Source organism: Luteibacter aegosomaticola, assembly GCF_023078475.1.
GTDB classification, from domain to species: domain Bacteria; phylum Pseudomonadota; class Gammaproteobacteria; order Xanthomonadales; family Rhodanobacteraceae; genus Luteibacter; species Luteibacter aegosomaticola.
Genome location: NZ_CP095741.1, coordinates 3668692 through 3690417 on the forward strand (window position 1 = coordinate 3668692; position 21726 = coordinate 3690417).

Here is a 21726-nt window from a genome sequence, read left to right on the forward strand (position 1 = left end):
CGGTTCCTTTGCATGCGGTCATGGATGCGTCTCCCCGGGAAAAGGTTGCAATGCCCATTCTAGCCACGGGTCGCCTCCACGGGCGAGACCGCGGCGGCACGGAGGGCGGGAGCCAGTACCGCTAGCTGGCCTAGCAGCCACAGGGACAGGGCCCCGGCTGGCAGATAGCCCCAAGGCAGCCGGGGGAGCTCGTAATGCACCATCAGCACCACGTTCATCCCGTAGGCCAACACCATACCTAAAGCAATTCCCATGCTAGCCAGCAGGAAATTCTCCGTTTGGAAATAGCGCAACACGTCGCCACGGGTAGCACCTAGCGCGCGGCGCACGCCAATCTGACGGCGCCGTTGAGCTACCCAGAAACTCGCGAGACCCACGATGCCCAGGGCGGTAATCGCCAGCAACACCACACAAGCACCCACCAGCATGGCCGCAAGGGCCCGGTCGCTGGCGAAGAAATCGCTGCGAACTTCGGCGTACGTCGTCTTTTCCGTCACAACACGCCGTGCGTCCACCTTCTTCAAGGCCGCCGCAGCGGCGGCGAGCACCGTGCCGGCCTGTCCCGGCGCTGTACGAATCACGTAGCCAGCACCGTACGTAGGCAGCATGCGAAAGGGTGTGATGATGGCCTCGCCGATGGTGGCCCGGTTGAGGTCCGCATTGGCGAGGCGGCGAACGATACCGACCACACGATAACCATCGTCGCCCACGTAGATCATTTGCCCCACCGCGTCTTTCCCGGGGAACAGGCGCGTAGCGGCCGGCTGGGTCAGCATGACCACGTGCGATGAAGCTACTTTCTTCGTCGCGATGTCGTCGATCCATCCGTATTCATCCGGTCGGATCCAGCGTCCTTCCTGCAGCTGGGCGCCGAGCAGTTGTGGCGCACGTTCGCCGTAGTACATAGCCATACTGGCAACCGGCACTTTTTCGCTGAGATCCAGACGGACTCCGGACGTCCACGAGCGCCCACCGAACGGTAGCGAATTGATCGTCGACACATCCTCGACGCCGTGGACGGCGCGCAGGGCCGCAAGATCGGCCTCGGCACGCGCATGGATATCCACACCCTGCCCCGGCGTGGACATGCGGATGGCTGCGATGCGGTCTTCATCGATGCCGCTAGGCGTATCCATCCAACGTATCCGGTCAGTCACCAGGAACACGGCGTTGCACACGATGGCGCAGGTCAGGGCGATCTGGAGGACCAGCAGCGTCGAGGTGATCCGGTGACGACGCAGGGCCGCCAAGATGGGAGCAATATCAAGGCGCATGTCACTGGCTCTTCAGATGGAGGCCCGGAGGCACCTGGCAGGCGCGCCATGCTGGCAACAGTCCAGCAAGCAACGCCGCAAGCACTGATAGCACGAACGTGGTGAGTAACATGGATAGATCCATGTGGGCGAGCTGCGCACTGCGGTTGGGGTTCAGGCGGACAAGCAAGAGGCCAACCCAGGCAAGCGCCAGACCCACCACCCCGCCAGCCAGACCGATCATGCCGGCCTCCACCAACAGCTGGGTGAAGATATCGCGCCGGGAGGCACCGAGTGCGCGGCGCACGCCAAGCTCTCCCGCGCGACGCAGGAACTTCGCCAGCATCAGGCCAACAGTGTTCACCAGGCAGACGACGAAGAACGCAGAGGCGAGCCAGAACTGCAGCCGTACGTCGCTAGGCACGACGCCCTCTTCATCCATCAGTGCCTCGACGCTCGTCAGCTGGGCTGGCTTCAACAGTTCGAAGCGGCCCAATGCGTGCTGTTCGCGGACGTAATCGTTCAGATAAGCCAGGTAGGCACCGGCGGCGGCTGGCGAATCCAGCTGTACCCAGAACTGCAGCCACGCACACTGCGCCGTTTCCATCTTGACCTCTTCCGTACTGCCTGCCCCCCAGCAATGGATGCCACCGGCACGTGGAAGCTGTGTCTGGCGCGCCGTGGTCAGCGGTACAAAAACATCCTCGCCGCTTGCGAATGCACCCACGTTCACGTCATAAAAATGCGGTATTGGACGCCACGGCCGCAGGACACCGACAACGCGCAGCGACGTGTCGTTAACCTGGATGGATCGCCCTACGCTGTTGCCGCCGCCGAAGAGACGCAGATTCAACGCATCGCTGATTACCGCGATATGGGCGCGGTTCTCGTCGTCGGCGGCCGCCCAGCCCTGTCCGAACTGGAACGGCACGTCGAACATCGGAAAGAAATCGGCACTGGTATAGCGCGCAGGCATGATGAACGGATCGATCGACGGATCATCGGGCCGGAGTGTCACCTCGCCACCCAACATGAGCGCCTGGTGTGTCGCGCGACGGGCGTGCAACAACGCCATGCCATCGGTCCACGTCACCTGGTCGGGCGGGAGCGGCTCGTTCACAGAATCCGCGCTGCGCGGCTCCATGCGTGGCATGTAGATGCTGCCGCTACGGCCCGGCAGGGGATCGCCGTTGAGCACGTGCAGCGCCGTTAGCGTCGTCATGCACGCGCCGATGCCCAGGGCCACGGCGACCACCATGAGCAGCGTGAGCATGGGGTTCCGGCGCAAACTGCGCACCGCCATCTCGAGGTAGTAAGCGAACTCAGTTCCCACGGGTAGCCTCGACCGGTGGTACGCGCGAGGCGCGCTGGGCGGGCGCGTACACCGCCGCCTGTCCCAGGAGCCACAGGACCACGGCGCCCAGCGGCAAGTAAGTCACCGGCAGGCGCGGGAGTTCGTAGCGCACCATCAACACGATGTTGATCCCGTAGGCCAGCAGCATGCCCAGAACGATACCCATCGTCGCCAGCAGGAAGTTCTCGGTCTGGAAGTAGCGCAGGACGTCGCCGCGCGTGGCCCCCAACGCCCGGCGCACACCGATCTGCCGCCTGCGCTGCGAAACCCAGAAGCTGGCGAGGCCCACGATGCCTAGTGCGGTCACGATCAGCAGTGCGATGCACACGCCCACGAGGAGCCTCGTCATGGCGCGGTCGCTGGCAAAGAAGGTGTCGCGCACGTCGCTGTAGTGCCGCTTGCTCAGGATCACGCGATTCGGATCCATCTCGCGCAACTTCGCGACGGCCGCCTTGATGACGCTATCGGCCTGCCCCGGCTTCGTGTGGAAAACGTAGGTGGCACCCAGGCCTTCGGTCATGCGTACGGGCAGGAAGATGCTTCCATAGGTGGTGGCGCGATCGTTGACGTTCGGCCGTGCGATGTCTTGCGTGACACCAATGATCTGCAGCGGGATGTCGTCGTAGTAGATCGTCTTGCCTAGCGCATGGCCTTCGAAGAGCCGGTCGGCTACGAACTTCGTGACGATGGCGACGTGGGGAATGATGACGTCCTTGCTGCCGCCGGTAATGTCGTCGAGCCACGCATACTCATCCGAGCGGAAGTTGCGCCCTTCGAGCATCTCGGCACCCAGGGTCGGCAACAGGTTCTCGCCGTAGTAGTTGGTCACGTTCATCACTGGGGCGACGACGTTCGGGTCCAGCTTGATGCCCGAATTCCAGGACTCCTTGCCCAACGGAATCTGGTTCGCGAGCGTCACCTGGTCCACACCGGGAATGGTACGCAGGGCGGCCAGGGTCCCATTGATTCGCCCGTGCATGTCAGGCGTGTCGCCGATGTTCACGGGGCGGACATCCACCACGTTCGCCTCGTCCACGCCCGAGCTGATGTGCATCCAGTCAAGCCGCTGGCGCACAAGGAACACCGCATTGCAGACGATCGCGCACGTCAGCGCGATTTCCAGGACCAGCAGGACCGCGGTCACCTTGTGGCGGTGAAGCGTCGACAGGATGGGACGGATATCGAGCATCACTGACTCTTCAGCTGAAGGGCGGGAGTGATCTGGCAGGCGCGCCAGGCCGGCAACAGGCCCGCCACGACCGTGGCGCCGATGGCAACGGCGAACGTGGCGACGAGCATGTCCATGTCCAGGTGGGCGAGCGATGCGTACTGGTCGGGCTGCTGCCGAACCATCCACAGGCCGCACAGGGCCAGCAGCAGGCCACCGACACCACCGGCGACGCCAACGATGCCCGCCTCAGTCACAAGCTGGGCGAAGACGGCGCCCCGCGAGGCACCCAGGGCGCGGCGTACGCCCACTTCGGCCGAGCGGCGCATGAACTTGGCAAGCATCAACCCGACGGTGTTCACGAGGCAGACCACGAAGAAACCCAGGGCGAGCCAGACCTGCAGGTGCACATCACTGGGCACCACCTTCTGGAAATCCAGCCACTCGACGACGTTGCGCAAACGTACGTTCACCGGCATAAGGAAGCGACCAGCCGCCCGCTGGTCTTCCGAATAGTGGACGAGGAACGCTTTGTAGGCGGCAACGTGGGCGGGATCATCGATTTCGACCCACAGCTGCAACCAGGTGCAGTTCGACGTTTCGAGCGTGGTTTCCTCCACGTTGGCGCCCACGCCCCAGCAATCGCGCGAACCGGCGCGCGGTCCGCGGATGTCACGCGCCGTGCCAAGGGGCATGTAGACGTCCTCGCTCTCGGCGTAATTACCGGCGTTGAGGTCGTAGAAATGCGGGTGTGGTCGCCAGGGTTCGATGACACCGATCACGCGCAGGTCCGCACCGTTGAAGCGCACCGTCCGGCCCGTGCTGTCCTCGCCATGGAACAGCTTCTCGTTGAGATCGCTGCTGATGACTGCGATGCGTTCCCGACGCTCATCCTCCGTCGCCGACCATGTGTGGCCGTACTTCAACGGCACATCGAACATCGCGAAGAACTCGGCCGTCGTATACCTGGCGTGGACAAAGAACGGATCCTGTGACGGATTGGCCGGCTGCACGGGCGCCATGCCACCGGTCATCAGCACCTGGCGATCCGCACGATGCGCCTTCAGCAAGGCCATGCCGTCTTGCCAGGAAACCTGCTCCGGGGGCTCGCCACGGGAATAAAAGCCATTGTCCTTGTCGCGCGGCTCAAGCTGCGGCGTGAACAGCGCGTGGCTCTTCTCCGGGATCGGGTCGCCCGACACCACGTGCAGCACGGTGAGCGTGGTCATGCAGGCACCAATGCCCATCGCCACCGCCAGCACCATGAGCGCCGTGAGGGCCTTGCTTCGCTTAAGGCTACGCAAGGCCAGCTCGAGGTAATAACCGAACATCACTACTCCTTCAGGTGACGCGGATCAGACGCTCCGCGTCGCTTCCACCGGCGAGACCTTCGAGGCTCGCAGCGCCGGGGCGAACACCGCGGCCTGGCCGAGCGCCAGCAGCAACACCACGCCCACGCCCACATAGGTGACCGACACGCGGGGCATCTCAAAGTGCGTAAGCATCCACTGGCTGAGGCCGAGCGCCAGCGCGGTACCAACCACCGCGCCACCCAGGGCGATCAGGAAGTTCTCGGTCATGAAGTAGCTGAGGATATCGGAGCGGCGCGCACCCAGCGCACGACGCACGCCGATTTGCTTGCGACGCTGCCCCACCCAGAAGCTCGACAGACCCACGATACCGGCCGCGGTGATCGCCAGCAGCACGGCGCACACGATGCTCATCAGGATCGCCATGCCGCGATCGGCTTCATACGCCTTGGCGCGCACGGTTTCGAAGGTGCGCAGGCCGTACTTCTCCGGCAACACGCGCATGCGGCTGACCTTGAAAAGAGCCCCCGGGATCGCTTTGAACACGGCATCTTGCTGGCCCGGCTTGGTGCGGATCAGGAACTGCTGGTAGCCACTGTCGAAGCGCACCGGCATCAGGGTCACGTTATCCATGTGGTCCCACTCTACCCAGGGCACGGTCAGCTTCTCGACGATGCCGATGACGGTGGAGGGCTTGCCCTTCGCGTAATAGATGGTCTTGCCCAGTGCGCTCACCCCCGGGAAAAGCTTATCCGCGATCGCCTTGGTGATGATCACCTGCGGCGGCGCAGGCGTACTCTGCGGTCCCACGGTCACGACCTCGGACGGGTTGAAGTTGCGCCCGGCGATCAGCTTCACACCCAGGGTCTTGAGCGCCTGCTCGTCGACGAAGTACAGGGCGCTGGGCACGCTGTCCTTGGTCTTGTTCGGATCGATCTGCATGCCGGTCGACCAGCCGCCCTGACGCAGCGGGTAGGCGTTGGTGCTATAGGCGGATTCCACGCCCGGGATGTTGCGCAGCGCTGCCACGTCGGTCTGGGTCAGCGGAATGAAGCTATCCGGCTTACCCACGTAGCGGTTCAGCACCGCGATGACATTGCTTTCGTCCATGCCGGTCGTGCGGTTTACCCGGTCGACGCGCTGGTGGACGATGAAGAGCGCGTTGCACACGATCGCCAGCGTCAGCGCGATCTGCAGCGCGATGAGGATGGTGCCGGCCTTATGCCTGCGCAGCGCGGAGAGGATGGGTTTGATCTGGAGATTCATGCCAGCGTGCCCTTAGTTGGACTTCAGCTGCCACGCCGGCTGCACCTGAGCGGCGCGCCACGTGGGATAGAAAGCGGCGATCACCGAGGCGCCAATAGCGGTCAGCAACGTCAGGGCGATCAGCGTGGGATCGAGCGTGGCCAGGTGGGCGATGCGCTCGGGGAAGACCAGCTTGGTCCCGAGGGTACCCAGGCCCGTGAGTATCAGGCCGAGCAAGCCACCCGCCACACCGACGGATCCTGCTTCGATCAGGAACTGCGCATAGATCGTGGCACGCGACGCCCCCAGGGCACGGCGGACACCGATCTCCGGCGCACGACGCATGAACTTCGCCAGCAACAGACCCACCGTATTGACCAGGCAGATCGCAAGGAAGCCAAGCGAGACGATCAGCGAGATCGACGATTCCTTCGGCACGACCTTCTGCACATCGAGCCAGTCGACGACATTGCGCACTTTCACGTTCGGCGCCCAGTTCCAGCGGCCGGCGCGTTGTTGTTCAGCGGCATAGCCGTTGAGGTAGTTGCGGTAGGCATCCACTTCGCTCTGTGAGCTCATCTCGCTCCACAGCGAAAGCCAGATGCACTCCGAATGCAGGTAACCATCCCACCCCTGCTCCGGCTCCTTCACGCAGTTATTGTTGCCGTTGGTGGGCAGCTGCAGATCGATGGCGCGAGTGAACGGCATGAACACCGCCGCGCCGTCGTCAAAGCCACCCGTGTTCGGTACGTCGAAGAACACCGGCTGCGGTGCCCAGTTGTCGATCACACCGACGATCTGGAACAGACGGCCATCAAGGTTGATCTGCTTGCCGACGCTCTGGCCGCCGTTGAACACCTTGTCGTTGAGTTCACGCGAGATCACCACGACGCTGGCGTGCTTTTCGTCGTCGTCACGGGTCCAGCCCCGGCCCTGGATGAACGGCACATCGAACATGTCGAACATGTCGGCGCCGTTCGCGTACGCACCTTCGCGCATGGGCAGGCGGGACGGATCATCCGGGATCACCGAGACGTTCACCGGGTAGATGATCGACTGGCGGGCCGCCTTGTGGGCGCGGTAGATCGCGGTGGCGTCGATATACGACAGCGACGGCGGCGGCTCCCCGTTCTCGATGTTCTCCGGACCGAACGCATCGACCTGCGTGTTGTACAGAACGTGCGACTTCTGCGGGATCGGATCACGCGACGTGGCGCGGTATACCGAGTACGTCGTCATCGATGCGGCCACGCCGAAACCGATGGCCATCACCATAAGGGCGGTGAGCATCGGGTTCTTGCGCAGGCTACGCAGGCCCAGCTGGAGGTAATAGGCGAACATGGGGGCCACCTTCGGCGCAGGGCCAGGGATCAGGAACGGGCGGTATGGGCGTGCGTATGGGCGTGGAAGCGCGGCTCTTCGGAGAGGTCCACCACCTGGCCATCGATCACGTGCACGTTGCGCTGGGCGCGGGCGGCGAGTTCGGGATCATGGGTGACCATGACGATGGTGGCGCCTTCGCGGTGGATCTCCTCAAGCAGCTCCATGACGCCGCGGGCCATCTGCGTATCCAGGTTACCGGTCGGTTCGTCGGCCAGGAGCAGGCGGGGCGAACCGGCCAACGCGCGGGCAATGGCGACGCGCTGCTGCTGACCACCGGAGAGTTCGGCCGGATAGTGGCGGGCACGCGCGGCCAGGCCAACGCGCTCCAGCGCGTCCATGATCCGCTGCTTGCGCTCCGGCCCCTTCATGCCGCGATAGCGCAGCGGCACTTCCACGTTGTCGTAGACGTTGAGGTCGGGGATCAGGTTGAACGCCTGGAAGATGAAGCCGATCTTTTCGTTGCGGATCTTCGAACGGGCGTTGTCGTTGAGCTGGCTTACCTCGATGCCATCCAGGTGGTATTCGCCACCGGTGAAGGTTTCGAGCAGGCCCGCGATGGTGAGGAAGGTGGTCTTGCCCGAACCCGACGGGCCGGTGACGGCGACGAACTCGCCTTCCTTCACGTCGATGTTGAAATCGCGCAGCGCGTAGGTCTCGACGACTTCCGTGCGGTAGACCTTGGCGAGGTGGTTCATCTTCAGCATGTCGGTTCCCTCGTGGATAAGTGGTTTGAACGGTCAGCGGGCGATGGCGACGTGCTTGGCGTCACCGAAGGTGTCGGCACCGGAGATGACGATCTTGTCACCCTCCTTCAGGCCGTCCAGGATTTCGACCTTGTCGATGCTGCTGGCACCGACACGGATATCACGGCGATCGGCCATGCCGTCGTTGACGACATAAGCGTAGCGGCCAGCGCTTTCATCGACGAACGAGCCACGCTGCACGGTGAGCACGTTTTCGCGGTGATCGAGCAGGATGCGCACGGACAGGCGCTGGCTCTGGCGCAGCTGCTGCGGCGACTGGCCATCGAAGCGCAGGCGGGCTGCAACCTCGCCATTCACCACTTCGGGCGAGATGGCGCTGACCTTGCCCTTCCATTCCTTGCCGTTGCCGGTGATCTCGCCGGGCATGCCGATGGCGAGGTCACGAGCAAAACTCTCAGGCACCTTCATCTCGACTTCGAGCGCGGTCAGGTCGATGACGCTGACCAGCTGCGCGTCCTTGGCCACCGTGGCGCGCTCGGCGATGAAGAGCTGGCCGACTTGGCCGTCGACCGGCGATTTAACGTTGAGATCATCGACCTGGCGCTGCAGGTCTTTTACCAGCAAGACCTGGCGATCGTGCGCGAGCTTCTTGGCCTGGATATCGAAGGTCAGGCTATCGTTGTCGATCGTCAGATCGGATTGCGCGTGCTTCTGTGTAATCGCTGCCTTGTCGAGTGCGGACTTCGCCTTGTCGACGTCAGTGTTCGAGACCGCGCCCTTGTCGAACGCACCCTGATAACGGTTGAGGTCGCGCGCGGCGGCGGTCTGGTCGACCACGGCGCTGTCGTAAGCCTTTTGCAACTCCGAGCGCTTCTTGCGGGCATCGACCTGCGCGCGCAGGTATTCGACTTCCATGGCATCGGCCGCCGACTGTTCCTGCGCGAGCTTGTTGGTGAGCTCCGGGCTGGTAACGACCGCGAGCACCTGGCCTTTCTTCACCACATCGCCGGCATGCACCTGCATGACCACGGCACCGCCGTAAGGCGCATACATGGTGGGGCTGACCGCAGCGACAACCTTGCCTTCGGCGGCGATATCGCGAACGAAGGGCCCACGGGTCACGGTGCCGAACGAGAGGCGTGAAGCACTGACCGACGTGTCCGCGGAGAACATCGTCGCAATCTTCGGAATGGAGAAACCAATGGCCACCAGCACCGCCAGCGCGCCACCGGCGATGATCAGCTTGCGGTAGCGGTTGGGGGCGACCGCGACAAGGCGGTCCTGGGCGGAGGTGTCTCGGATCATGGCGGCTTCCCTGGAGTACTTGCCAGGGACTTGAGCAAGCCGCGTGCCAACCTAAAAACTCGCTTTATTTCCGCAAGTTACAGACAAGCACTCGTTCATTCGCGGTGTCCGCGGACAGGTGTCCGGACAGTACCCGAACCCACAACGGTCACCGCCAGCTGTCGTAGGAGCGCGCTTGCGCGCGATGGGGCGTGCCGCAAGCCCCCATCGCGCGCCAGCGCGCTCCTACAAGTGCAGGTATCAGCGGGAAATCGCGACGGATTCCGAGACGGCGATATCGCGGGCGACGCCGCGGCCCAGCGAAGAAATGCTGACTTCACGCGCGCCGAGGACATCGAAACCGACGAGGCGGCGACGCTGGAAGCTGAGCACGCGGGCACGGCATGCGCGCAGCCAGTCGCGATCCGGCGCGCGGCGGTCCGGCGCGTCGACGGGCGTGGCACCGGCGAACAGGCCGTCCCATGCGAGGTAATCGGTATCGGGGAGCAGATAGATACGCGCGAGCGTGTCGCCGTCCGCGCTGACGCAATCAAGCCACTCACGGGGACCTTCGGCGGTGACCGCGCAGGTTAGCCCCACACAATGCGTGGACATGAGCGGTGCCAGTTCCACGTTCTCGACGAGGCAGCCGGCGGGCGGCACGGCCTGGTCGGGGCAACGGGTGGACGGCGGCGCGAGGTAAAGCACTCCCCCCAACTGGCCGAGTCCCTCCACCAGCGTGCGCGGCGGTACCGCGAGCCAGCGGGTCATGGAACCGTTGCGAGCGCGCGACTGCACGCCAAAGGATGCGAGCCAACCGAACATGGGCGTCTCCCGGTGACGGCCTGTAAGAGATGCCTGGCTGGCGGCGAGGGGAGGCCCGCGTGGCTTGGCGTCGGGGAGATGAAAGCGGGATTACTTGGTGAGGATGAGCTTGTCGTTGCGCGTCAGGCGCAGGTGGTACTCCGCGCCCTGGTGCTCAATGACGAGCTCGCGAGAACCATCGAGGAGGTTCTTGCTTTCGATACGGCGGGCGGTGGCGGCGACAGCGCGCAGCGGCACGACCTTGTCGCGGCCGGCGGCTTCGTTCAGGGGAAGGCTTCTCATCAACATGGCTAACTCTCCGCAAGTGAGGGTGCGGAGTTGATGATAATGATTCTCAATTACGAGTCAAGCCTTTTGTGGCTTACCGCTCGTATCGGCGCTGATCGCGCGCAAGCGCGCTCCTACACCTACAGGCTAGGGGCACGCTTGCGGTAGGGATCAGGCGGCTTCCTGCATGTCCACGAGCGTGGCTTCAATGGCCTCGAGATCCGGGATCACGGCCGTGTCGTCGCGGACCAGCACGTAGGCGCGGACACCGAACGGCAGGTCGTGCCCGTCGTGGGTGGGCAGGAGGAGCTCCGCGTTGAGCGTGGTCAGGCGCGGGAAGCCGTGGGTGAGCACGGCGATGTAAGGCATCTCGGCACGGTTGCCGATGGCCTTGAGCACGGCCACGCGCGCCGCCTGCGGCGCGGCGTCCTCGGGCAGCTTCGCCACGTGGTCGAAGCTGACCAGCGGGATGTGCCAGCCGCGCCACTCGATGCGGCCAGCCAGCCACTCAGGGGCATCCGCCACGGGCTCGACACCGGCAAGGGTGATCACTTCGGCCACGGCGGCGTTCGGCAGCAGCAGGCGCAGGCCACCGCTGGGAATCAGGACGCAGCGGATTTCGCGCGGTAACGGTTCGCTCATGGGAATTCCTCGTTCAGTTTCCTGGCCAGCGCGGCGACATCGCCTGCGTAGCCGGCCACGCGCTCCTCGCGGATGCCCGTGACCATGTGGCCGCGCTCGTCTTCGGGTGGAACAGCCTGAACCCAGACGCGGCCACCACCGTCATACACCGCCTGCGAACCCGCGACGGCATCGTTACCCTGCCCTGCAAACACAATTGCCAGCGCATCCGCGCCGAAGCCTCCGGCGAGCGTGCTGAGAATGCCGTCGATCGAAGGGCCAGCCGCGTTGTAGGCGCTACCGTCGTCGCGCACGCTGACGGTGCCATCGCGGCGGACCTGGACATGGGCCCCACGAGGAACGATCAGGACCTCGCCATGCGCCGTCGGCACGCCATCGGCGGCTACCTGCCCACGCCCGAGCCGCTGCACCAGCGCGGCGGTATCGCCGGTGTGGTGTGCCGCGACCAGGATGGTCGCCGGCAGCCTTCCCGGCATGGCCGCGAGGAACAGGCGGATCGCGTCCTCGCTCTCCACGCCACCGGCCAACGCCACCACGCGGCGAACCGCTCGGGTGCTGGTCTCGAGGATCATTTCGTGGGTGAACTTTCCGTCCGTGCTGGGCGCGATAGCCTCTTCCAGCGAAACCAGTTCCAGTTTGAGGCCCGGTTCAATCGCCACGCTGCCATCGTCGACGACATCCTGCGCGAGGAATTCGGCGGCCGTCATGGTTTCGATGCCGAACTCCGATGCGTCCGGACGGGGCGCTGCTTCAGGCACGATCGTGTCGTGGTCCACCAGATCCCACTCAGGGACCGGCGGCGGCACGTAATCCGTGGTGCGCGAGGTGATTTCGAGCTTGGGCGACGCCTCCGCAACCGTGTCGGCGATAGCCTCGTCCACGGGTGCCAGGCTGAACTGGCTTGCATCGAACTCGCGTTCGACGGGCGCCGTGGGCGCCGGCGATTCGTCGACGACTTCAAAACCTGAAAGGTCGAGCGACGCGAGGTCGGTCAACTCAAGCGGCATGGACGGGAGATCGTCAATCCCGTCGGTGCCATGCACGTTTGCCGCGCCAGACTCGGCTAGTGCGGCTTCGAGCTCAGCGGCGAGGTCAACGACATCACCGCCCTCCCCTTCTTCGACCGGGTCGGCAAGGGGCGTGGAAAACTCGAGTTCATCCGCGACATCGCTCTCGATATCCGCGACGGCGTCGAGCGACACGAGCGGCTCGGCGGCACCGGCTTCGAACGCTGGCACCTCGGGATACCCGTGCACGCCCGTGATCGACAGGTCGCCAGCCACCGGTTCGGCAAGGGCTTCTTCCGCCGGCGCGGGCTCGCTTGCGAGCGCGGCGATACGCGGCTCGATGGCACGGGCATCTTCCGGGCGCGGCGGATCAAGCGGCGACACGCCCACAAGCTTCGCGGCAAGGTGGCGCGCCCAACGGGCGCGGTCCCAGCCTTCCAGCGTGCGGCTGGCATCGGCATCGTTGAAGACGAGGCGCGGGTGCCCACCCTCGACCGTCTCGTACAGGCGATCGAGGTCGTCGTCGCTGGGATCGTCCAGGTCGACGACCACGACATCGGCCGACGAGCCGACGAGTTCTGCCGGAGCGAAGGCCTTCAGGTCGGACTCGTAAACGATCCGCGCGCCCTGCGCGACGAGGGCGTCGCGCAGGTGGGCCGATAGGCCCGCGTCATCGAAGAGCAGCGCGACGGACGGCTCGCGTTCAACCATGGGTTACTCCGAGCACGTCGTTGATCTGCACCACCAGGTCGTTCTCCTGGTAGGGCTTGCCGATGTAACGGTCCACACCGATGTCGAACGCGCGCTGGCGGTGCTTATCGCCCGTACGCGAGGTGATCATGATGATCGGAACCCCGGCCAGGCGCTCGTCGGCCTTCATGGCCGTGGCGAGCTCATAGCCATCCATGCGCGGCATCTCGATATCGAGCAGCATGAGGTCGGGCACGCGTTCGTTGAGCTTTTCAAGCGCGTCGATACCGTCCTTCGCCGTCATCACCTCGAACTCGTGGCGTTCCAGCACGCGACCGGTCACCTTGCGCATGGTGATCGAATCATCGACCACCATGACAAGCGGCTTGACGCGTACTTCGTCCTGCTTGCGCGGGGCATGCGGGATGGCCGCCTCGGCCTCGAACGCCCGGCGCGCAACGCCGTGACGGACGAGCGGGGCGAGGTCGAGAATCATGAGCACCGAGCCGTCACCCATGATGGTGGCGCCGAGGATACCCGGGACCGAGCTGACCTGCGGACCGACCGGCTTGACCACGATTTCGCGCGAACCGAGCACGGCATCCACGCGGATGGCGGCGCGGAGATCGCCCGAGCGGGCGAGCAGCAGCGGGATATCGCCATCATCAGGCGAGCCGATGATGTGCATGCCGAGCAGCTGTGGCAGGTCGTGGATCGCGTAGTCCTCGCTGGCGTACTCGAACAGCGGATCGGTATCCGCCATGCGATGGGCCAGCTCGTTCGGCTCGACCTTGGCCACGCCATGCACCGAGGTCATCGGGATGGCGAAGTTGGTTTCACCGATACGCACGATCAGGGCCTGGGTCACCGCGAGGGTAAACGGCAGGCGCATCACGAAGGTCGTACCCGTGCCGCGCTGCGATTCGATCGCCAGCGTGCCGCCGAGCTGTTTGATCTCGTTGGCGACCACGTCCATGCCGACGCCACGGCCCGCCACCTGGGTGACCTTCTCCGCGGTGGAGAAACCCGGGACCTGGGTGAGCTGGAAGATCTGGTCGTCGGAAACACGGGCATCCGGGCGCAGCAGGCCGCGCTCGATCGCCTTTTCACGGATCGCGTCGCGATCCATGCCGGCACCGTCATCGGAGAGGCGCACGACCACTTCCGTGGCTTCACGAGCCACCTGGATGCGAACGGTGCCTTCTGGGTTCTTGCCCGCTTCTTCGCGCGCGTCCGGCGCTTCGATGCCGTGGGCAACCGCGTTGCGCAGCATGTGCTCGAACGGCGCCTTGATGCGGTCGAGCATGTTGCGGTCCATTTCGCCGTTGGCGCCTTCCACCACCAGCTGGGCGCGCTTGCCCACATCCGAGGCGGCCTGGCGCAGCGTGCGGCGAAGGTTTGGCACCATCGCGTCGAACGGCAACATGCGCGTCTGCATGAGGCCTTCCTGCAGCTCCGCGTTGACCTTCTGCTGCTGCAACAGCAGCGTTTCGGTCTGGCGGGTCAGGTCGTCCATCATGGTCTGCAGCGACACAAGGTCGGAGACCGATTCGGCGAGCGCACGCGAGTACTGCTGGAGCTGCGAGAAGCGATCGAGTTCGAGCGGATCGAACGTGGCCGCCGTATCGCGGTTCTCCTGGTGGTAACGCGCGATGATCTGCGTTTCGGTCTCGATTTCGAGCATGCGCAGCTGGCTGCGCAGGCGGCTTACCGTCTGTTCGTGCTCGGTAAGGGTCGAACGGAAGCTGGCCGTCTGCTGTTCCAGGCGCGAACGGTAGATCGACACTTCGCCGGCGTGGTTCACCAGCGTATCGAGCATGTCCGCGCGGACGCGGATCTGTTCCTGCGAAGCACGCTGGAGCTCTTCCTCCTCCATTTCCGGGAGAAGGTCGGGCAACACGCGGTCGAGGACAGGCACGGGCTCGGGCTGCGGAGCGGCCGGTGTATAGGCCTCCGGCTGTGCCGCGGCTTCGCGTTCTTCGCGATAGCTCTCGGCCGTGACCGTATCGGGCGCGATCGGAGCACCGGCAAGGCGCGCGAACGGTTCGATGTCCGCCTCGCTGATGCCGATGGGCTGATCCTTCGAGATCGCCACGATCATGCGGTGCAGGCGATCGAAGCCGTTCTCCATCGCCTCGATGGCCGGGCCATCGCTTTCGCGCTGGCCGCCGGCGACCGCATCGAGCAGGGCTTCCATCGCGTGCGAGAAATCGCCCACGGTAGCAAGGCCCGCCATGCGTGCGCTGCCCTTCAACGTGTGGAGGTCGCGCTGCAAGGCGGCGACATGCTCGCCCTGCTGCGGCTCCGAGCGCCAGCCTGCCAGCGAAGCATCGGCCTGGTCGAGGATCTCACGCGCTTCTTCCACGAACACTTCGAGGAGATCGGGGTCGATGTCGGCGTATGGCGAGAGCTCCGGCACGAGTGCCGGCGCTTCGTCTTCGACCGGAGTGTGCACCGGCTCGGCGATAGGCTCGTGGGACTGGTCTTCGATGACGACCGGTTCTTCTTCCTCTGCGTGGACAGCATAGGCTTCGGGAGCGGTAGTCGCTTCGACCTGCGGTTCTTCGGTTTCGGCTTCGCTGGACGGAGCGTCGGCGAACGGGACTTCCTCGAGGAGGCCGTCGTCGGTGTGCAGGACGTCGCCGTCGTGCGACATCGGCTGCGGCAGCTCGGCTTCGATCTCAGACTCGGCTTCAGCTTCAGCTTCGACCGAGGGCGTCGTATCAACGACCGGCGGCTCGTCGAAGGCGATGCGCGATTCGACCTGGGCTTCACCGACGAGGTTGCGCCAGGCAGCCTCTTCGTTCGGGTCGTACTGCGTAATGGGCGTCACGTCGACCGGCGGCGGCTCGACGGAGAACCCTTCGAACGACGCCAGCAGCTCGGCCGTCAGGTCGTGCTCGTTGTCGACAAGGTTGATCGGCGTCAGCTCGATCGGCGCCAGCTCGGCATCCAGAGCCACTGGTTCGTCGGCGTCGACGAGCGGCTGCGGCTCGTCGGACACGGCGAACGCCGGCTCGGTCTGTTCCGGCTCGACCGATTCCGGCTCGGACAGCTCCAGCGACTCGGGCAGGTCCAACGACGCAACGAAATCCGTCGGCTGGGCATCGTCCGACGGCTCGGGCGTTGCGGCCGCGTCCAGATCGGCGAGTTCGCCCGCCAGCATGGCTTCCAGCTCGGCTTCGAGCGAGTCGCCCACGACCGGCTCCGGCACGTGCGCGTCGTGGGCGTGCGCTGCCTCGTCGGCAGCATGCTGGGCCAGATGCGCTTCGGCTTCGCGAACGTCGGCATCGAAGCGGGTTTCCTCGTTGAGGAAGGCTTCAAGTTCGGCTTCGTCAAGCTCGGAGAGCGGCTCGGCGGCAGGTGCCTCGGGGGACGCTTCCGCGACCACCGGGGTTTCCGATACGTCCTCGATGGGCTCGGCAACGAACGGCGCTTCGAACGCAGGTGCATCGAAAGCCAGTTCGTCGACCAACGGCTGCTCGACGACGGGTGCCTCGTAGGCCGACGCTTCGGCCACCGGCTCATCGTCGAGCGGCAGCGGGTCGGGCTCATAAAGGATATGGGCGACCGTGGCTTCCGGCTGCTCATCGCGCAGGGCGATGATCTGGGCAGCCAGGGCCGACACGTCCGGCACGCGCGGGTCTTCGGTATCGAAGAGGTCCATGACGTGATCGACGAGATCGGCCGCGTCGGTCAGCGCATCCACGCCGGCCGGGCGCAGCGGCACGCCGCTCGCGCGAACGCGCTTGATCAGGCCTTCCAGCGGGGCAAGCACCTGGATCAGCACCGGGATATCGACCATGCCGATCGCGCCGTGCAACGTATGCACGGCACGCAGCAGGCCATCGTCCACCGGCAGTTCGCCATCGCCAGCGCGAGCGAGGTTCGCGCGGATGATATTCAGGTACTGAGCGACTTCCGTGCGCAGGATATCAAGCAGCACGGCATCGACCGGCGGGAGCGGCGGTGCGGTGTAGATCGGTTCTTCGGCCGGCGCGGGTTCCGGCTCGGCCGGCGTGGCCTGGCCGTAGCCAGCGAACGCGGCGGTGGGCACGGCGGCGATCGTGTCGCGCAGCACGCGGCGCTTCACCTTGGTGCGGACCTTCTGCACCGCGTTGCGTGCAACGTCTTCGACGAACGCCGTGTCGCCCAGCGAGAGGCGGTCGGCGGTCTCCATGATCGCGGCGATCGGCGCCGTCACCTGGGTATCGCCTTCCAGTGCCGCCTTCAACTGCGGCAGGGCATCCACCGCGTGGCGGACGAGCGCCTGCACGCCTTCGTTCGGAGCGATCGTGCCATCGAGCACGCGGTTAAGCATGTTCTCGACCTTCCAGGCGAACTCGCCCAGGAGGCGGGCGCCGACCAACCGGCCGGAACCCTTCAGGGTGTGGAAGGAGCGACGGATCGGGATCAGCGCATCCGCGCGTTCCGGGTCGGCAACCCACGAGGCAAGCGCCTTGCGCAGGTTATCGATTTCTTCCTGGGTTTCCTCAAGGAAGATTTCGCGGATCTCGTCGTCGATACCGTCGACGGTGATCTGGAAGCCCGCAAAGTCGGCCACGCCGGCGTCGCCACCGACTTCCTGTTCGATTTCTTCCTCGATCTCCACCCACTCCTCGTCCGCGCCGGAGGGCGTGGCAGTCGTGGCGGCGGCAGCCGCTGCCGCCACTTCGGCGTCGGTCGGCGGCTCGTCGACAAGATCGAAACTATCGGCAAAGCTGGACACGGCTTCGCCGGCATCCGCACTGCTGGACGGCACTGCGATGTGCTCGACGGCGGCGGCCTCGATGTCTTCGATGGCGTCGCTGCCAAGGCCCTCGCTGGCCTCATCGACCGGCACGGGCCAGTAGCCGAGCTCGGCCAGGCTCTGCTGGGTTACGTCAAGAATGTGGTCCAGGCCACCACGATGTTCGCGGGCGGCTTCAAGGTAGTACTCGAGTGCGGCCACGGCATCGGCCAGGCGGTCCATCTGGGCACCGTTCGGCACGCGGCGATCACCGAGCAGCTCGCGGTGGATGAACAAGCCGATGCCGTCGGCGAGATCGCCCGGGCGCGGCGCGCCCAGCATGCGCATGGCGCCGCCGATTTCAGCCATGAGCTCCGGCGCACCGGCAAGCTCGTCATGGTTCCACTGCGATTCGACGAAGGCGACGATGGCGTCCTTGACCTTCGAGGTGTTCGCGGTGGCTTCGCGCATCAGCGCGGTAAGGATGTGGCGCGCTTCGCTGCGCGGGAGCGGCGACGGGCCGCTATCGGACAACGGCGTATCGCCTTCCGCGCCGAGGCGTTCAATGTGGTCATCGAGCGAGGCTTCGACGTACAGAAGCGCACCCGCCACGTCGAGCAGGGATTCTTCGTCCGGCGCACGCGCGCCCGTGGCGATCTCACCGAGGATCCGGCGCTGTTCGCCCACGACACGACGCGGGACGCCCAGGGCAAGCATGCCCAGCGTATCGCCCACGCGATCGAGCACGTCGGCCTGCGGACCGAGCTGGCCCGGGTCACCGTCGGGACGGCGCAGGAACAGGTCCAGGGATTCCTTGACGCGCAGCAGGTCTTCCTTGATCGCGGCGGACACCGTATCGAGGAGCTGGCGGTTGTGGCCCGACATGGAACCACGGGCGTGCTCGACCTCGGCCGCACGCGGCAGCAGGCCATCCAGGCGGTAAGCCTGGCGCAGCTCGTCGATGCGATCGCTGCCGGACTTGGCCTGCGCGACGTAATAGAGAAGCTTGCGGGCGAGTTCATCCGAATCGCCCGTGAGCATGGCTTCCTCGCCACCATCCACGAGCTCGCGGATGGAGCGGTCGACGCGGCCGATCAGCTGGCGCACGTCCTTTTCATGCGCACGCAGCACGCCGCGCTCAAGGCCTTCGAGCACACCGGCGGCGATCCACCACAGGCGACGGCCCGCGATGGTGTAGCAACGAGCAGCGATGCTATCGAGCGTGGCACGCATGCCGAGCAGCTGGCGATCACTGCCCTGCCCGCGGAACCACATCAGCAACTGCTGCTGGAAGCGCGCGCGGAGTTCCGGCAGTTCGCCCCTGTGGGCTTCGGCCACCGCCGGATCGGCGGCGCCCGGCGCGCCGAGCGGCAGCGGGGAATCAAGGTTCGGCGTGAACAGCGCAGATTCGTCGAGCGACTGCTCGCCACGGCTGGCGCGCAGGTCGTTAAGGAGCGGCAGCAGCACAATAGGCACATCGCGATGGCCGCTCTGCAGGCGCTCGAGGTAATCGGGCATCTGCATCATGCCGCGCATCAGGGCGGCATAGGCTTCATCACGGTTGGCCACGCGGTCGCTGATGAGCGCCGCGACAAGCTGCTCCATTTCGCCCACGACCATGGCCGCGCCATACAGCTCGACCATGCGCAGCGTGCCGTGGACCTGGTGGAGGTCTGCGGCGCAGGTGTGCATGACGTAGGTGTCGTGGGAATCCTCGACGTACGACTCGAGCGCCTGGCGTGCCTTGGACAAGGCGTCGTCGAGCTCCGCCTTGACCCAGTGCAGCGTGGTGAAATCGGTATGGTCTTGAAGTCTCACTGCATCAGCCCGGCAGCTTGAAGTTCGCGACGGACAGGCGCAGGTCGTTCGCGAGCTGGGCCAGGTTACCGATCGATTCGGCCGTCTGGCTGGCACCCAGCGACGTCTGCGAGGTGATCTCCTGGATGACGTTCATCGTGGCGGACGTGTCCGTCGCCGCTGCCGACTGCTGGCGTGCCGCGGCGGAGATGTTCTGAATCAGCGCCGAGAGGTCGTTCGACACGCGTTCGATATCGCCCAGTGCCGTACCGGCATCCTCGGCGAGGCGGGCACCCGCCACCACTTCCGCGGTGGTCTGCTCCATGGAGCTCACCGCTTCGTTCGTATCGCTCTGAATCGTCTGCACCAGCGTTTCGATTCGCTTGGTCGCGCTCGCCGAGCGTTCGGCGAGGCGCTGCACTTCGTCCGCAACCACTGCGAAACCGCGACCCGCCTCACCGGCGGATGCCGCCTGGATGGCCGCGTTAAGCGCCAGGATGTTGGTCTGCTCGGCAATGTCGTTAATCAGTTCCACGATGGAACCGATTTCCTGCGAGGACTCACCCAGCCGCTTAATACGCTTGGAGGTTTCCTGGATCTGGTCACGGATGGAGTCCATGCCCTGGATCGTCTCGCGCACCACTTCCGCGCCGTGCGATGCGATCTGCACCGAGCGCTGCGCCACGTCGGCCGATTCGGCCGAATCCCTCGACACCGTATCCATCGAGGTCGCGATCTGGTTAATCGCGGAGGTGGCAGAGGTGATCTGCTGCGCCTGCTGCTCGGCCGCGTCGGCCAGGTGCATGGCGGTAGCCTGGGTTTCCTGCGCAGCGGCCGATACACGCACCGCCGTCTCGTTAATGGTGGTTACGAGATTGCGCATCTCGTCCACCGCGGAGTTCATAGCGTCGGCGATGGCGCCCGTGATGTCTTCGGTCACCGTGGCCTTGATGGTCAGGTCGCCTTCGGCGAGCGTACCCATCTCGTCCAGCAGCCGCATAATCGCGGTCTGGTTACGCTGGTTCAGGTCGCTGGTGGTCTCCAGGCGGCGGCGCTGGTCGCGGACCAGGCTGAACACGAGGACCAGGGCGAACGCCACCGTCGCGATAGCGCCGAGCAAGCCGGCCCACACGTTCGGGAACAGGCGGGTGAGCGGTAGCTTGGCGATCTGGTCGGCGGATTCGTTTGCGCGCAGCAGCACGGTCTGCGAATCGAGCGATGCCTGGTTGCCTGCGCGCTTCACGTCCTGCAGGTTCGGCGAAGCAGTCACCAGCTGGCTGACCGGATCCACCAGGTCGCCCCAGGAGGTCTGCATGTCGGCAAGGATCTTGTGCGCGTTGGCATCGCCGATGGCGCGGACGCCACCGTCGGGGTTGCCTTCGAGCAGGCCCTTCAGCACCGAACCGTAGAGCTGCGCGTCACGGGAGAGGCCATCGGCGGCGGACTGTGCACCGTCACCACCCTGCAGGATTTCCTGCACGCGGCGGATCATGCGGTCAGCCATGAGCATCCAGCGCGCGATGGTGAAGGTCTGCTCCACCGAGGCGTTTTTCTGCTGGACGATGTTGAGCACTTCGTCCGTGCGGGCGTTCAGCAGCGGCATCTGCTTGGAGAACAGGTCGGCGCGCTCACCGGAGGCGAGCACCAGCTCCTTGTTCGAGAGGATCTTGCCGATATCCGCATCCAGCTGATGCCAGGCGTTAGCCAGCGCACCGATGGCACGGCCGGTAGCACCCGCCTGCTGCTGGTAGGCCGGCATGCCGGTCTTCTCATCGCCGGCGACCAGGCGCTGCACCGCCGAATCGATGGTGTTGCGCGTGGCCGATAGTTCGCGGAATGAATCGCGGTTGCCATCCGAGGCTTCGAGCGCGTACTTCGCGGTCTGCTGCGAAAGCACCTGCACCTGCGTCGTCAGCGCGATCGCTTCACGGTCTTCGCCGTTCTTGCTGTTCAACAGCCAGAAGTCAACCGATGCAAGGCCAATGGATAGCAGCAGGAACACGATAACCATCGTGTAGCCACCTTCACGGCCTGCGCCCCCTGTTGTCGTGCTCATATCCACCTCACC

General features: G+C 65.2%; 14 protein-coding genes. All 14 read right to left on the bottom strand.

Annotated elements, in window-relative coordinates; genetic code table 11:
* Positions 1 to 59: 59 nt before the first annotated feature.
* The 14 genes from L2Y96_RS16330 to L2Y96_RS16395 all read right to left on the bottom strand — a co-directional run bounded on the left by L2Y96_RS16330 (position 60) and on the right by L2Y96_RS16395 (position 21714).
* Positions 60 to 1274 (bottom strand): ABC transporter permease, encoded by a 1215-nt coding sequence (locus tag L2Y96_RS16330; RefSeq protein WP_247328265.1) that lies wholly within the window; start codon positions 1272 to 1274, stop codon positions 60 to 62.
* Between the two features lies 1 nt (position 1275).
* The gene (locus tag L2Y96_RS16335; RefSeq protein WP_343218419.1) at positions 1276 to 2586 is read right to left on the bottom strand and encodes an ABC transporter permease; all 1311 of its coding nucleotides are present in this window, start codon (positions 2584 to 2586) and stop codon (positions 1276 to 1278) included.
* Positions 2576 to 3796, bottom strand: a complete 1221-nt coding sequence (locus tag L2Y96_RS16340) for an ABC transporter permease (protein WP_247328267.1) — start codon at positions 3794 to 3796, stop codon at positions 2576 to 2578. Before L2Y96_RS16340 ends, L2Y96_RS16335 begins: the two co-directional genes overlap by 11 nt.
* Positions 3796 to 5106, bottom strand: a complete 1311-nt coding sequence (locus tag L2Y96_RS16345) for an ABC transporter permease (protein ID WP_247328270.1) — start codon at positions 5104 to 5106, stop codon at positions 3796 to 3798. Before L2Y96_RS16345 ends, L2Y96_RS16340 begins: the two co-directional genes overlap by 1 nt.
* 24 nt (positions 5107 to 5130) lie before the next feature.
* Positions 5131 to 6351: an ABC transporter permease gene (locus L2Y96_RS16350; protein ID WP_247328273.1), complete on the bottom strand. Its 1221-nt coding sequence runs from the start codon at positions 6349 to 6351 to the stop codon at positions 5131 to 5133.
* Between the two features lie 12 nt (positions 6352 to 6363).
* The gene (locus tag L2Y96_RS16355; protein ID WP_247328276.1) at positions 6364 to 7671 is read right to left on the bottom strand and encodes an ABC transporter permease; all 1308 of its coding nucleotides are present in this window, start codon (positions 7669 to 7671) and stop codon (positions 6364 to 6366) included.
* Between the two features lie 29 nt (positions 7672 to 7700).
* Entirely contained in the window at positions 7701 to 8417 is a 717-nt protein-coding gene (locus L2Y96_RS16360) for an ABC transporter ATP-binding protein (RefSeq protein WP_247328279.1), read from the bottom strand.
* A 33-nt stretch (positions 8418 to 8450) separates the two neighbouring features.
* Positions 8451 to 9722 carry an efflux RND transporter periplasmic adaptor subunit gene (locus L2Y96_RS16365; RefSeq protein WP_247328282.1) on the bottom strand — a complete coding sequence of 424 codons (1272 nt, stop codon included), beginning with the start codon at positions 9720 to 9722 and terminating at the stop codon, positions 8451 to 8453.
* A 240-nt stretch (positions 9723 to 9962) separates the two neighbouring features.
* A complete protein-coding gene (locus tag L2Y96_RS16370) occupies positions 9963 to 10526 on the bottom strand; it encodes a hypothetical protein (protein ID WP_247328285.1) in 564 nt (187 codons plus the stop codon).
* A gap of 90 nt (positions 10527 to 10616) precedes the next feature.
* Complete coding sequence (gene hemP / locus L2Y96_RS16375) at positions 10617 to 10808, bottom strand: hemin uptake protein HemP (RefSeq protein ID WP_425492627.1); 192 nt, start codon at positions 10806 to 10808, stop codon at positions 10617 to 10619.
* Between the two features lie 156 nt (positions 10809 to 10964).
* Positions 10965 to 11435, bottom strand: a complete 471-nt coding sequence (locus L2Y96_RS16380) for a chemotaxis protein CheW (RefSeq protein ID WP_247328289.1) — start codon at positions 11433 to 11435, stop codon at positions 10965 to 10967.
* The gene (locus L2Y96_RS16385) at positions 11432 to 13153 is read right to left on the bottom strand and encodes a chemotaxis protein CheB (protein WP_247328291.1); all 1722 of its coding nucleotides are present in this window, start codon (positions 13151 to 13153) and stop codon (positions 11432 to 11434) included. The genes L2Y96_RS16380 and L2Y96_RS16385 overlap by 4 nt, the downstream gene beginning before the upstream one ends.
* Positions 13146 to 19679, bottom strand: a complete 6534-nt coding sequence (locus tag L2Y96_RS16390) for an Hpt domain-containing protein (protein ID WP_247328293.1) — start codon at positions 19677 to 19679, stop codon at positions 13146 to 13148. Before L2Y96_RS16390 ends, L2Y96_RS16385 begins: the two co-directional genes overlap by 8 nt.
* 4 nt (positions 19680 to 19683) lie before the next feature.
* Positions 19684 to 21714 carry a methyl-accepting chemotaxis protein gene (locus L2Y96_RS16395; protein ID WP_425492432.1) on the bottom strand — a complete coding sequence of 677 codons (2031 nt, stop codon included), beginning with the start codon at positions 21712 to 21714 and terminating at the stop codon, positions 19684 to 19686.
* Between the last annotated feature and the right edge of the window lie 12 nt (positions 21715 to 21726).

What these genes read in the sequence shown, in the direction of transcription:
- L2Y96_RS16360 (WP_247328279.1), bottom strand. Translation starts at nt 8,417, where the DNA reads ATGCTGAAGATGAACCACCTCGCCAAGGTCTACCGCACGGAAGTCGTC.
- L2Y96_RS16385 (WP_247328291.1), bottom strand. Translation starts at nt 13,153, where the DNA reads ATGGTTGAACGCGAGCCGTCCGTCGCGCTGCTCTTCGATGACGCGGGC.
- hemP (WP_425492627.1), bottom strand. Translation starts at nt 10,808, where the DNA reads ATGAGAAGCCTTCCCCTGAACGAAGCCGCCGGCCGCGACAAGGTCGTG.
- L2Y96_RS16355 (WP_247328276.1), bottom strand. Translation starts at nt 7,671, where the DNA reads ATGTTCGCCTATTACCTCCAGCTGGGCCTGCGTAGCCTGCGCAAGAAC.
- L2Y96_RS16380 (WP_247328289.1), bottom strand. Translation starts at nt 11,435, where the DNA reads ATGAGCGAACCGTTACCGCGCGAAATCCGCTGCGTCCTGATTCCCAGC.
- L2Y96_RS16395 (WP_425492432.1), bottom strand. Translation starts at nt 21,714, where the DNA reads ATGAGCACGACAACAGGGGGCGCAGGCCGTGAAGGTGGCTACACGATG.
- L2Y96_RS16370 (WP_247328285.1), bottom strand. Translation starts at nt 10,526, where the DNA reads ATGTTCGGTTGGCTCGCATCCTTTGGCGTGCAGTCGCGCGCTCGCAAC.
- L2Y96_RS16330 (WP_247328265.1), bottom strand. Translation starts at nt 1,274, where the DNA reads ATGCGCCTTGATATTGCTCCCATCTTGGCGGCCCTGCGTCGTCACCGG.
- L2Y96_RS16350 (WP_247328273.1), bottom strand. Translation starts at nt 6,351, where the DNA reads ATGAATCTCCAGATCAAACCCATCCTCTCCGCGCTGCGCAGGCATAAG.
- L2Y96_RS16345 (WP_247328270.1), bottom strand. Translation starts at nt 5,106, where the DNA reads ATGTTCGGTTATTACCTCGAGCTGGCCTTGCGTAGCCTTAAGCGAAGC.
- L2Y96_RS16340 (WP_247328267.1), bottom strand. Translation starts at nt 3,796, where the DNA reads ATGCTCGATATCCGTCCCATCCTGTCGACGCTTCACCGCCACAAGGTG.
- L2Y96_RS16365 (WP_247328282.1), bottom strand. Translation starts at nt 9,722, where the DNA reads ATGATCCGAGACACCTCCGCCCAGGACCGCCTTGTCGCGGTCGCCCCC.